Annotated in this window: 14 protein-coding genes; 9 read left to right on the top strand and 5 right to left on the bottom strand. The window is 48.7% G+C overall.

Features of this window, described 5'->3' with window-relative positions; translation table 11 throughout:
* The first annotated feature begins 163 nt into the window (after positions 1-163).
* Positions 164-736, top strand: a complete 573-nt coding sequence (locus EKM71_RS11250; protein ID WP_318530869.1) for a C40 family peptidase — start codon at positions 164-166, stop codon at positions 734-736.
* 171 nt (positions 737-907) lie between these two features.
* On the top strand, positions 908-1,291 hold the full coding sequence (locus tag EKM71_RS03830) for a hypothetical protein (protein WP_125573343.1): 384 nt from the start codon (positions 908-910) through the stop codon (positions 1,289-1,291).
* Between the two features lie 312 nt (positions 1,292-1,603).
* On the opposite strand, the gene EKM71_RS03825 is transcribed toward EKM71_RS03830, so the two are convergent.
* Positions 1,604-2,989: a class II fumarate hydratase gene (locus EKM71_RS03825; RefSeq protein ID WP_125573342.1), complete on the bottom strand. Its 1,386-nt coding sequence runs from the start codon at positions 2,987-2,989 to the stop codon at positions 1,604-1,606.
* Between the two features lie 129 nt (positions 2,990-3,118).
* Positions 3,119-3,613, bottom strand: a complete 495-nt coding sequence (locus EKM71_RS03820; RefSeq protein WP_125573341.1) for an alcohol dehydrogenase — start codon at positions 3,611-3,613, stop codon at positions 3,119-3,121.
* A 214-nt stretch (positions 3,614-3,827) separates the two neighbouring features.
* Between EKM71_RS03820 and EKM71_RS03815 the strand changes: the two genes are divergently transcribed.
* Complete coding sequence (locus tag EKM71_RS03815; protein ID WP_125573340.1) at positions 3,828-4,199, top strand: DUF1304 domain-containing protein; 372 nt, start codon at positions 3,828-3,830, stop codon at positions 4,197-4,199.
* Positions 4,200-4,654: 455 nt separating this feature from the next.
* On the opposite strand, the gene EKM71_RS03810 is transcribed toward EKM71_RS03815, so the two are convergent.
* On the bottom strand, positions 4,655-4,834 hold the full coding sequence (locus EKM71_RS03810; RefSeq protein WP_057878664.1) for a hypothetical protein: 180 nt from the start codon (positions 4,832-4,834) through the stop codon (positions 4,655-4,657).
* A 374-nt stretch (positions 4,835-5,208) separates the two neighbouring features.
* Between EKM71_RS03810 and EKM71_RS03805 the strand changes: the two genes are divergently transcribed.
* Positions 5,209-5,658, top strand: a complete 450-nt coding sequence (locus EKM71_RS03805; RefSeq protein WP_125573339.1) for an OsmC family protein — start codon at positions 5,209-5,211, stop codon at positions 5,656-5,658.
* Between the two features lie 77 nt (positions 5,659-5,735).
* Here EKM71_RS03805 and EKM71_RS11040 read toward each other — a convergent pair whose 3' ends face one another.
* A complete protein-coding gene (locus tag EKM71_RS11040) occupies positions 5,736-5,912 on the bottom strand; it encodes a hypothetical protein (protein ID WP_164504714.1) in 177 nt (58 codons plus the stop codon).
* Between the two features lie 60 nt (positions 5,913-5,972).
* The gene (locus tag EKM71_RS03800) at positions 5,973-6,416 is read right to left on the bottom strand and encodes a MarR family winged helix-turn-helix transcriptional regulator (protein WP_057878666.1); all 444 of its coding nucleotides are present in this window, start codon (positions 6,414-6,416) and stop codon (positions 5,973-5,975) included.
* 142 nt (positions 6,417-6,558) lie between these two features.
* On the opposite strand from EKM71_RS03800, the gene EKM71_RS03795 reads away from it, so the two are divergent.
* Genes EKM71_RS03795 through EKM71_RS03775 form a run of 5 tightly spaced genes read left to right on the top strand, consistent with a single transcriptional unit; the run spans position 6,559 to position 12,623 of the window.
* Entirely contained in the window at positions 6,559-7,122 is a 564-nt protein-coding gene (locus EKM71_RS03795; protein ID WP_225417985.1) for a DUF5067 domain-containing protein, read from the top strand.
* Between the two features lie 25 nt (positions 7,123-7,147).
* Entirely contained in the window at positions 7,148-7,969 is an 822-nt protein-coding gene (locus EKM71_RS03790; protein WP_125573338.1) for a LicD family protein, read from the top strand.
* Positions 7,970-7,990: 21 nt separating this feature from the next.
* Positions 7,991-9,523, top strand: coding sequence for a Ppx/GppA phosphatase family protein (locus tag EKM71_RS03785; protein WP_125573337.1), 1,533 nt, complete (start codon positions 7,991-7,993; stop codon positions 9,521-9,523).
* A complete protein-coding gene (locus EKM71_RS03780) occupies positions 9,520-11,685 on the top strand; it encodes an RNA degradosome polyphosphate kinase (protein ID WP_125573336.1) in 2,166 nt (721 codons plus the stop codon). The genes EKM71_RS03785 and EKM71_RS03780 overlap by 4 nt, the downstream gene beginning before the upstream one ends.
* A complete protein-coding gene (locus EKM71_RS03775; RefSeq protein ID WP_125573335.1) occupies positions 11,685-12,623 on the top strand; it encodes a Ppx/GppA family phosphatase in 939 nt (312 codons plus the stop codon). Before EKM71_RS03780 ends, EKM71_RS03775 begins: the two co-directional genes overlap by 1 nt.
* The last annotated feature ends 379 nt before the right edge of the window (positions 12,624-13,002 follow it).

Below are 13,002 nucleotides of genomic sequence, written 5' to 3'. Positions count from 1 at the left end.
TTTTTTAGTTCAACAACTGAATACATGACTGATTCGGCACCGCCGTCATATTGGTAATCGAACTGTCTTCATTTGTCATCTCGACGCAACCCTCTCGCAAAATTTACCAGGTATACTGACCTTATCGTTAGTTAATTGCGATACCAAATACAAAAAAAGCGGAGTGAACATTATCAATACAACTACTGTAAAGATCTTAATCGGTACCTTAGGGGCAGCGGCCATGTTACTGGCTGGCACGCAAACAGCTTCGGCCCATATGACGACTTCAACGCCACAAACCCAAACAACGCAAGTAACCACGGCTACAACTGGGTCAACCACGAATACGAGCTACACACACACGAGTGGTCAAGCAGCGAATACTGTCAATACAGCAACTACTAGCAATGCTTCTGGCGCTGTGGCCAAAGCCTTATCAGTTGCCAAGAGTGGCGTTCCTTATGTCTACGGCGGTAGCAGCTTATCTGGCTTTGACTGTTCAGGCTTGGTTCAGTATGCCTTTGGCCTGAGTGCCCGGACTACCTATCAGCAAACAACCCTAGGCACACACCACTATGACGTGGCTAATGCGCCAGCTGGTGCCATCCTGTTCTGGGGTTCCGAAAGTGCCCCTTACCATGATGGAATTTCCTTAGGCAACGGTCAATACGTGGCTGCCCAGAACGAAAATGATGGGATTGGCGTCTTCAGTCAAACCTACTGGGCACCTAGCTACTACATCACCCTAAACTAATCTTTAATTTGCGGGACGACTGATAATAGTCGTCCTTTTTTGATCTCAGATCTAGTCTGGCCATCTACCTAACTAATAAGAACCATGATCTCCCCCCTCCTCACTAAAGGTGGTAAGTTATGGTCGTTGCCAGTAAAGAAGAGTTCCCATATTTGACTGGAGGGTGATTTTATGAAAAAGTTCTGGCGCACTGGTATCGTTGCTGTAATTGGTTGCTTTGGGTTACTCATTCTGGCTTCGCCGGTGATAGGTCACGCTGACCGACTGCCAGTCAATGATAATCTCCCTATCGAACGACCTAAGTTGGTGGCCTCTGGGTCAACTATTGCCACCGACTCCTACCGTTTAGCCCCAGTTTCTCACACGGTAATCACGCGGGCAGCAACGATTCCACTACGTTGGTCCGCAGTTAAACAAGATGCCGGCACGCCGACAACCAGCTGGTCACATATTTTGAATCGCCTCGGCATTGTCTTATTAGCTGGACTGGTTGCAACTGGTGCCACTTATGTCCTCACTGACTGGCGACGTTGGACCCCTCATATGGGTCGCTGAGCCTTGATAAATGGATCGTCAAACGGCATGAAGCTTTTAACTTCACGCCGCTTTTTTTAATACTAGGTACTGGACCAGCAAGTCACGATACCGCCATTCACAGCGATAATGATCCAGATAGGGTGATCACACGACATCATACAGATATCCCTGCAACGTACCCGGTCGTAACACCAAATTTATCTCAAATATCTTCACAAACACGTGACAGACATATAAACTGCTTGTTCCAGGCAACTTTCCCGCCCAGTTTTTCAGCACTTAAAAACCACGATTGATCGTTACTCATCACTCGTGGTTACATTCAGCTTATTATTTTTGGCGGTCCACATTAGTCATCTTCAGCGGATCAACCCAAGCCGAAAACTGCTCGGCGGTCACCTTGCCTGATTGCAAGGCCACCTCACGTAATGTTTTCCCTGAGCGTTCAGCTTCCTGCGCAATCGCCGCACTGGCATGGTAGCCAATGTGAGGTGATAAGGCGGTGACTAACATTAAGGACTGGTCAACTAATGCTGCCATCCGATCTGCATTGACGGTCAGTCCTGCAACAAGTTTTGTGGTAAATCCTTCAATCGTCCCAGACAGAACATCCGTCGATTCCAAAAAAGTAGCGATCAAGATGGGCTTGTACACATTCATTTCAAAATTACCTTGAGACGCTGCGACAGTCATGACGACATCATTTCCCATCACTCGCGTCGCCGCCATCGTTAACGCTTCAGCTTGCGTTGGATTGACCTTTCCTGGCATGATCGAAGATCCCGGCTCATTAGCTGGGATAGCCAGCTCACCATATCCAGCCCGCGGACCACTCGCCAGAAAACGGATATCATTGGCAATCTTCATGAGATCACTGGCCAGCGTGGTCAGCGCACCATGCACGACTGTCAATCCGGAATGAGCGGCCAAGCCAAAGAATTTATTGGTCTTAGCGGTAAATGCCAGATCGTAATCCGTGGCTAATTGCGTTGTCACCGCAATCGCAAAACCCGGAGCGGCATTCAGACCCGTTCCGACAGCAGTTCCTCCAATCGGTAATTCCAATAGTGTTGGCGCCAAAGTCTTCAGATAATCACGGTCATGGGTCAGCATGCTGACCCATCCACTAACCTCCTGGCCAAAGGTCAGCGGTGTCGCGTCTTGAAGGTGCGTACGCCCGACTTTGACGACATGTTGATAGGCTTCTTCCTTCTTTTGAAATTCGGCAATTAACCTATCTACTATCGACAACAAGTCTCGAACTGCTACAGCCGCCGTGATCGTCATCGCTGTGGGAAAAGTATCGTTGGAGCTTTGACTGTGATTGACATCATCATTAGCCAGAACCCCGCTGGTCACATCAAGCCGTTGTGTCTGGTGCGCGATAACCTCATTGACGTTCATATTGGTCTGTGTCCCCGAACCTGTCTGGTAGACGTGAAGCGGAAAATCTTGTTGGAGTTTAGCATCATCTAAAGCCGATAAGGTGTCCACCGCCTGGATAATCAACTGGGCCTTCTGTTCTTGAATCTCACCCAGGTCGCGATTTGCCACCGCTGCTGCCCGTTTAATCCGCAGGAGGGCCCGAATGACTGGCAAGGGCATCAGTGGTCCCGTCGTAAAATTGTGACGACTCCGCTCCGTCTGAGGACCCCACAATGCCGTCGCGGGAACCTTCACCGTGCCAATAGTATCCGTTTCTTCTCGATACGCCATCTCATCACGCCTCTCTCATCTAATCTCTTTTTCCAAGCATATCGGCCCCAGTCACCAACGTCAAGCATCCCTAACAAAAAAGCCACCTATCTAAAGATGACTTGGTTTCGTTTCAACTTGAGACCGCCCTTAACCCTCGACCGTTTCCTCCAGTTGAACTTGATTATTTTTCACGAGTTGTTGCTCTGCTCGTCGCCGTGCGGCCACTGCATCGTCAAAATTACTAAAAGTTTGATTCAACACGTAGCGACCGTGGTAGAATAAGCGTGCAGCCCACTTTCCGGAGCGTTTATCGAAGCTAACCCCAATAACCCCCGAAATGTTGCGGGAACTAATCTTCGTTAAGGCCGCAACGTTAGAGCCATTAACCAACGGCAGGTTGGTAGCATTCCCAATTTGCTTACGCGTCCGGGGATCCTGAGTCAACCGTGCCTTACTAATGTCGCGGCGGTAGCAACCGCAACTGACTGTGATACCATGGCGTAGCCGGTAACTATCAACCGTCACCAAGCGTCCACAGCTACATTTACACAGCCAGGTGGCATTTCCGTTTTTTGCGGTTCCGTCACGACGAATAACCGTCAGTCTGCCGAATTGTTGTCCACTTAAATCTAGGAGTCTCATAGATAATTCCTCCATTCAATTAGTCATCAAGCCTGATATGCCGCAGATTAATTCGATCTCTTTCCGCTCTTCCCCGTTAATTTAACGCTTACAATACTATTCTACACATCAAACTAAAAACTAACTTAAAGTCCTAACCTTTTTTGGTTTTATTGGTGACCCCTAACAACTTGTTATTCTAACATGAACTTACTTCAGAAAGAAGGAATTACTTATGGATATCATACTCACTTTTCTAATCTACATCGTTGCACTCGAACATCTGGCTATTATGGGTCTGGAAATGTGGGGACGCCCAGAGACACAATCTAAAACCTTTGGGATGCCACTCGAATTCGTCCGCCAGGTTCCAGCACAAAAGGCCTTGGCTAATCAGGGTATCTATAACGGGATGGTTGGCGTGAGCCTATTGATCAGCCAGTGGGTTCTCAATGGCCGCTCGCAACTCATCACAACCGCGATTTTTCTAATCTTTATCGTCGTCGTAGCTCTCTTCGGTAGCTTGACCGTAAAAAAAGAAATTTTCTGGCTTCAAGGAATGCCATCCCTCGTCACGTTACTCGTTTTACTAACCTTGTTAATTTAACTAAACCTTTAAGGTAAGTGTTTACAGTCGCGAAAACATAGGTTATAATGCTGGTACATATTCAGGTTAAGACCTGCCACGGCATTTCAATCGTTGGAGGAGTTAATTGACATTTAGCCATTATTAACACCGTTTAAGCCGTACACATACTTCTATTCTGCTGGTTGCGTTCATTCGTAACTAGCTTTTTTTATGTCAACAACTAAAAAACGGTCAGGGTAACATCCCGACCGTTTTTTAGCTAACTTACATATGACTCATAGCAAACCATAATTTCAACATGTGATAAATGACAACACCCATTGCCCCCACAAAAAGTGTGCCACCTGCGTAATAAAGATAATACACCACTGGATGTTTCATAGCTTAGCCCCCTTAAGTTAAGCATAGCCTAACATGGAGCATGACGCTCAATAACGAGTTTTACCCGAAACTCAGTGACTAATCTAAGTGACCTAACCAACCGGCGAGGCTTCCCGCCGACGAGCCGCTGCCACAATTGCCTCTTGTTGTGCAATTGTCGCCGTAAACTGACGCATTAGGTCACGTTCAATGACCTGTGCACCATGCTCTTGAGCCCGGCGCGACACCATTTGAAACTTCTTACGTTCAGTCAATAAGTCTTCCGTTAACATATGGCTCCCCCCAAAAGAATTCGCCAGTGTTCTGTTACCGTTAAATACATTATATACATTTGATCCGAAGCGGTCTAGGCTTATTTTAAATTCGATACAAAAAATTTACAATCGTTTTTTTCAGCCTCTTGCGCTGTTACCTAGACGTTTTAGGGGCGTTACGAGTTGACGGCAATCAGGCCAAATAATAAGAAAATTTGTAATTGGTCTAGGTAATACGTGCAACCGTTTGACAACCGGGCAAGTCACGGATTGCCGCAATGATTTAATCTATCAACGGTCAGTGGTTTAGGTCGCCGAACGATGCTGCATATCGATTGTCTTTCCCCGCTAAACAGGGTAACCTTAGGGTAAATTCAAAGGAGGTTGCACGCATGTCAACTGGACGTCAAAAGTTCCCATCTCTCTACCAGACTATTGCAGCTAATGATGATGGCTTAGAGGGCCACGCCTACATTGCTGACGGTGGCTTAGATGTCTTAACCAGTGATCCCCTCAACGACCAACCCGGGACCAATCCCGAACAACTTCTAGGTTTGGCACTCAGTACGTGTCTAAACGCCACTCTGGCGGCCATCGAAAAACGTGATGGCTTGCCTCACACCTCACAGGTTCACACTCGTGTCGAATTTGCCCGTGATTATCGTGGCTTTCAGTTCTACGTAACGGCACAAGTCATCATCCCCGGCGTTGAAGTATCGACTGCACAACAAATGGTAGACCTCGCCGAGCGCCGCTGCCCTGTCGCCAAGTTACTGTCTGGAAATGCCAACGTTCAAATTGTATTGGTCGATCACATCGACTTCACGACATCCACGGTTTAACACCGCCATGGTTCAACCTAAAAATGGACCACACGCCCTGACAATCCGTCAGTTTGTGTGGTCCATTTGTCCTTAACCTAGTGCCGTGAAAAGCGTTGTTTGACGCGGTTCCACCACGAGTTACGGGCGTTCGGTTCGCTGTAGACAAACGACCGATTCTGCCGTGCCGACCGCTTGTCATCGTGGCCATCGTCCATGAAGACAATCTTGCGCCAGCGCTTTGCCTCTTCATCACTCATGCGCTTTTTGCTCATTGACTTCAATCTCCTTCTTACCCAGTGCTAGTCCACTGGTTCTCTATAGCCGTCTTACCGCTACTTTTTCATGCGGGTAACCTGACTGAATTCACGAATGAAATCCAGTACCTCGTGGACTCGATCGTCCCCATACAGATCGATCCAGCCTTGAAACCGGCTGTTGATCCGCTGGCGAATCACCCGTTCGGCACGGGTGCCAGCTGGGGTCGCCAAAAGGTACAGACGTCGTCGATCATTCTCGTCCGGTCGTTGTTGCAAGTACCCCTGCTTTAACAACACCTTAATCTGCCGAGAAATCGCGCTACGCGTTACTTGCCGTTTGCTCGCAATATCCATTAACGTGACGTTGGTGTTTTGCGTGATGTCACGCAAAATGAGGTACTGTTCAAAGGACAAGTGAAACTCCTTTGCGGGCTCAGATACGAACTCACCTAAGTACTTGATTGAATTCATGTAAACATCAATGAAGGCGTCCAACAAGGACTCTTCCTGTTCAGCCATGATTACCCACCTACAATTCTCAAAATACGATTTTTATATTAGCATTTACGACTGACAAATACCAGCTTTTTCCGCCCGTTACGGCCTTGGCTAGGGCCAACCTATGCTAAACTAGAGTTGAACACAAAGGGGGAGCTATAATATGAAACATTTTATGACATGTGTTCTGGCTCTAGGGACCTTAACGCTCCTAGTTGGTTGCGGACAAACAACCAACACCACTCACCAAAAATCCAGTCAAACTCAGAGCAGCAAAAAAGTTGCCACTCGTGCTAAACAAGCTTCGACCTCATCTAGCAAGCCGATTACGGCAACCTTCAAGAATCAAGCTTTTACCACGCAACACGTGACCTTCAAGATCACTGGTCAACAGGTTACGGCCAGTTCGACAGCTAATCGCCAGTTGTTCGTTTTCTATTATACCGTAACCAACCAGCAAGGTAAGTCGATTGTGCCCAGCGATCTCTGGGAATCTGCGGTCAGTGCCACCCAAGATGGTCGTTCACTATCAACCGGTAATCTGGCTTTCACGACTGATCAAACCCAGGATAATAACCGCTTAAATCGTACTGTAATGCCGTTGGATTCGGGAAAGTCCGTCACGGGGCTGGCAACTTTTGAGCCTAAGAATCAAGATTCCATTACCGTAGCCTTCAAGGATAGCAACGGCCACACCGTTCATCAGAGTCGCTACCCCATGTCTTAAAATCTGATGTCGAAAGGATCCAACTATGACCGAACTTATTGAACGTATTCATCAAATCGAGCTGGGTAATCTTTCCCAGTTCATTCATCTGTGTGAGCAGCTAGACCTTCCCTACTTCATGATGGGGGGATCGCTCTTGGGAACCGTTCGCCACCAAGGTTTCATTCCTTGGGACGACGACGTTGACGTCGGCATGCTCAGAGCCGACTACGACCGCCTCCTGGCTGCCGCACCGGCTCTCCTAGCAGATACCCATTATTTTCTTCAAACGCCTGCTAGCGACGAAAACTACGGTCTCAGCTATGCCAAGCTGTTAGACCGAAACACTTACATTGAAGAAAAGAATAATGTGAACAGTGCGCGCAAGGGCATCTTCATTGACATCTTTCCCTTAGACCGTATTTCAGATGATCCCAACCAACAACGCGAACAAATGGCTAAATTCCAACTGTTAAATACGCGACTGCTGTTTCAGCTTCGTTACCACCTAGTGGATACCCCGTTGCGGAAGTTCCAATCGGGGCTCAATTCCGACCAGTTGGCGGATGCCCGGTCCCTGAAGGCCGAACGTCAAGCCGTTATGACCCAGTATGAATCTAACACCACGTTACCACGGGTTAAGAATCTGGCCTCGCAGTACGCCTACGCTAAGGAAACCTTTACTGTTGCGGAACTAACCGACTTAACCCCCCTTCCCTTTGAGCAGTTGACTGTTCAGGTTCCGGCAAATTATGCTAGCATTTTGACACGTATGTATGGGGACTATATGACCTTACCGCCAGCCAATCAGCGGACGGAAAAACATCTGGAAAAAGTGATCATGGATAACCAAGTCTTTACCGACTAAATTAGAAAAGGGTGATGGTTTATGGCTGATAACTATTTTGGTGCCATGCTGGTGAACGTCTCCAGTATCGAGCTATCAATTGTTAACTTAAAGACGGGGACGCAGACCGAACGCGTCCGCTCCACCGTCGCCATTGGGGAAAATATTTATAACCATGAAGCAATCAATTTTGAGAACGTCGCCGAGGCTACGGAAGCCCTCCGCGGATTTCTGCAGATCATCAAGGATTATGGGATCACCAACTATCAACTCTGGGGATCACAGGCCCTCTCCGCAGCACCCAACGCTGAGTTCATTCGCGACCAAATCCTCAGTCGCACAGGTCTCAGCATCAAATGGCTATCACTGGCTCAAGAGTCGTTCGTCCGCAATGAAGCGATCGCCCTCAAGTTCAAGCCTTACCCACAGCTTGTGACCAAGAGTGCTGCCATTATTGGGCTCAACTCTGGGAGCACGACCTTCTCCTTCTTCGCGAATAGCCAGCTGATCGCGTCGCATAACATGAAGCTCGGCCCCATCCGAATCAAAGAGGTGCTCCAGAATCTCCGGGCCACGGCCCCGAATCCAGTCGACGTCCTCGATGACTACATCAATAGTAAGGTCGACGATTTCTACCGTTTTCTTCCCAAAGCCTTACGGACCACGACCAATCAGGTCATCTTGGTTGGCGCGGCTCCCCTCAATAACTATTTCATCCCAACCGGTGAAACTAGTCGGACTCTGACCCGGAAACAATTTGCGACCTTTACCCATCAGGTCATGGATGCGTCTAATCAATTCTTGATGGAAGAACTCCACCTGACCGAAGAAAACGTGGAACTCGTTCTCCCAGAAGTGCTGTTAATTCAAAAACTTCTGACGGTCGTTCACGCGGATGCCTTACATCTGGTCAACCTCAACGTGCTCGATGGCCTCACCACCAACGAACAGATTGCCGCAGGCTACCACCCTAACGAACATTTCGAAGAACAAATCATTGCCGCAGCCACCGACCTGGCACATCGTTACCGAGTCGAACCACATCACATGGCATTGGTCACTCACTTCTCACTTCACCTGTTCGACCAACTGAAGTCGCTGCACCATCTGACCAACCGTGACCGCTTGTTACTCCAAGTTGCAGCTATCGTTCACGATATTGGCGGTTTCATTGACACCCACGAACACTATTTACACTCCGACTATGTTCTCAAACAATCAGAAATTTTAGGACTTTCGGCGGAAGAAACCCAGATCATTGCGGCTGTATCACGCTATCACAGCACACGAACCCCCGCTGAAGACTTGGCACACTTCCAGCAACTCACGCCCGAAAAACGAGTGATTGTGGCCAAGCTGGCCGCTATCTTGCGCTTGGCAGACGCCTTAGACGACGCCCACCAGCAAACCATCAGCCGCATCTCCGTTTCCGTTCGACCAAGCAAGGTCATCATCACGGCCTTTAGTGACGATGAGCTATCATTGATTCACTGGGCATTCAACTACAAAGCGCAATTTTTTACGGACGTTTTCGGATTAAAGCCCGTGCTTAAGCAGAGGAGGTCTCACAAATGACGGTTAATTTTGACAAACCGAAGTATTACACCAACCGAGAACTAAGCTGGTTGGATTTCAATGACCGAGTATTAGAAGAAGCACGAGACAAGGCGAACCCTCTTTTAGAGCGCGTTCGTTTCCTCGGCATTACCCAAAGTAACGTCGATGAATTCTTCATGGTTCGGGTGGCCTCTCTCTCCAAGCTAGCCGCGGTCAATTATGCCAAGCCCGATGCCTCTGGTCTAACAGTTAAGGACCAACTGATCGCGGTCAACCAGAAGGCCCATGACCAAGTGGTCAAGCAGTACTCTACGCTCAATCGCATGCTACTGCCCCTGCTAGCAAACCTCGACATCCATTTGAAGGAACCCAGCGACCTCACGATGCAGCAGACCCGCTTCATCGAAAAGTACTTCAATGATGAACTGTCCCCCGCTCTCACGCCCATGGCTGTCGACAGTTCGCGTCCCTTTCCATTCATTGGGAACAACACGCTGAACTTGGCATTACGACTCTATAAGAATGGCAATAAGAAGGACAAGCGTTTTGCGACTGTCCAAGTACCTGGTATTTTCCCACGGACCGTGCGGTTACCCGGTGCCGACAACGACTTCATTCTCCTTGAAGACATCATTAAAACTTATATTGGCAATCTCTTCGTGGGCTATGAAGTCAAAGAATCTGCGACCTATCGCGTCATCCGTGACATGGACTTAGACGTCGCCGAAGAAGATACCTCGGACCTTTTAAAGGAAGTTAAGCAACAACTGAAACGCCGAGAACATGGGAGTGCCGTGCGATTGGAGGTTGAAGCGGGCATCACTAACGCCCTACAACAACGACTGGCCAGCCTAATTAAGATTGAGGACTATGCGGTTTACAACATCAGTGGTCCCATTGACCTGACCTTCCTGAGCAAGTGGACCAAACAGATCAAGGGACCGGCCGATCTCAACTATCCGGCCTTCAGTTCTGCTAAGACGGCTGGCGTCACCGCCGACGATGATATCTTCAAAACGATTCGCCAACACGATGTCTTAGTTCACCACCCTTACGATAGTTTCTCTGCGGTTACCGAATTGATTCGCCAAGCTGCCTATGACGATGAGGTCTTGGCCATCAAGATGACCCTCTACCGGGTGTCGGCCAACTCGCCCATCATAAAGTACCTGGGATCTGCGGCTCAGAACGGCAAACAGGTGACTGTCCTGGTGGAAGTTAAAGCGCGTTTCGACGAAGAAAACAACGTCCATTGGGCCCAGCAGCTGGAAAAAATGGGTTGTCACGTTATCTATGGCCTCATCGGGCTTAAGACCCACTGTAAGCTCACACTGATTGTCCGTCGTGAACCCGATGGCATTCGGCGCTACATGCACATGGGAACTGGAAACTACAACGACGTCACTGCCCACTTCTACACCGACCTCGGGTTGATGACAACCAATACGGATATGGGAATCGATGCCTCTAACATTTTCAACATGTTGTCCGGCTACTCCGAACCCCCATATTTCCATCAACTTCACATGTCTCCTGATGGTATCCGTGACTTCATCGTCACGAAGATTGACCAAGAGATCACGAATGCCAAGGCCGGACAGCCTGCTTGGATCGAAATGAAGATGAACTCTTTGTCAGACTCCGACATGGTCGCCAAACTTTACGAAGCCTCCCACGCGGGAGTTCACGTCAAACTCATCGTACGGGGGATCTGTTGTCTCAACGTGGGGATTCCAGACATCAGCGACAACATCGAGGTTCACTCGATCGTCGGTCGTTACCTGGAACACAGCCGAATCTATGGCTTTGCTAACGCGGGTGACCCCCAAGTCTACCTGTCTAGTGCCGACCTCATGACGCGGAACCTCAACCGCCGAGTCGAACTCCTCTTCCCTATTCTGCAGGAAAATCTGAAGCAACGGGTCTTTGACATTTTTGCAACGCTCTGGCATGATAACGTCAAGACTAGAGTGTTGTTGCCGGACCGGACATTCGCCCGGGTTGACCGGCGCGGCTTAGAGCCGCTCAACGCTCAGGCGGACTTCATGGAACAGGCAACCGTTCGGAATCAGGCGGCAACGGCACGACCAGCTCAGGCGAAGAACGCCCCGCGGCAGTTCAAACCGATGCTCAGCCCGAAGAATCAACCAAAATCCCCCATTGATCGGAGTCCTCAGTAATGGAAAACTTAGTCGTCATTGACTTGGGTTCGAATTCGGTTCGCATGACCATCAGCGAAATCGATGGTGATGGTAACCATAAAACCATCGAACAAGTCAAACGTTATGTTCGTTTATCAGAAAACATGGGTGAAGAGCGTCTGCTCCAACCCGCCGCCATCGAACGAACTCTAGCCGCCCTCGGTGAATTCAAGGCCATTTACAGTAAGCTCAAGAATCCCGACATCCAGGCGGTCGCCACGGCGGCCGTTCGCCAGGCCAGCAATCAGAAACAGTTTCTCAAATTGGTTAAGGATCAGTTTGACCTGTCATTTACGGTCATTTCTGGGGCCCAGGAAGCCCGTTACGACTACCTGGGGGTCATCAATACCCTTCCCGTCGTAAATGGCTTGTTGGTCGACACAGGCGGTGCCTCATCCGAATTGATTCTAGTTCAGAATCGACAAATGAAGCACGTCGTTTCCATCCCTCTGGGGTCGGTGACTTTGTCGCAAGCTTACCTGGAAAGTGATGTGGTCAAGGCTAATTCGCTCTTTTCCGCTATGACCTTCGTCAACAATGTTTTCAATGACGTCTGGTGGTTACGTGAGGCGACGAATCTCCCCGTCATCGGCTTGGGTGGCGCTAATCGAACCCTGGCTAAGATTAACCGTCGGCGCAAGAATTTCCTGAATTTTGAGGACGTTCATGGCTACAAGCTCACTGCTGATGATGTTTATGCCACCTTGACTCAATTGCTTGGCTTAGACCTTGCTGGACGCAAGAAAGTCCCTGGATTATCCAAGGATCGGGCCGACATCATCGTGGGTGGTCTCATCCCTGTGACCCTGCTGATGCGGTTGCTTGACTCGCGACAGATTACTTTCTCCAATGCTGGACTGCGTGATGGCATTCTCTTTAACCGAATCAACGAAATCAAGAATGACGCTAAAAATTGATCTAAACGGCAAACTATGAGTTCAGCGCAAACGGGCTGAATTCAAAAGTTTCTAATTTATGGCAATGAAAGAGTGGTCCTAGAAATCATGTGCTGATTTCTAGGACCACTCTTTCATTTCTAACACACCAGAGATAATAGCATGCAGATGAGCTGTCACAATAATCAAGGGCCTAAAATTAATCATCGTCGGTTTTCATTTACTTTCAACTCTTGGCGGATATAGTTAGGGCCCTTCTAGCACCCATTCTAGCAAGAAGCAGCGCATAGCAAGTGCCTCTTCATCCGCCCCTTCAAAGGCAATCATCTATGGGAACCCCCAATTACCCGACACTTGTAAGACAAACCTGTGCTGGCTACGCCGATAATCAAAAAATATC

Source organism: Levilactobacillus huananensis (assembly GCF_003946145.1).
In the GTDB taxonomy this organism is placed as follows: domain Bacteria; phylum Bacillota; class Bacilli; order Lactobacillales; family Lactobacillaceae; genus Levilactobacillus; species Levilactobacillus huananensis.
The sequence above is the reverse complement of the archived record's forward strand: the minus strand, read 5'-3'. Positions and strand labels throughout refer to the sequence as shown.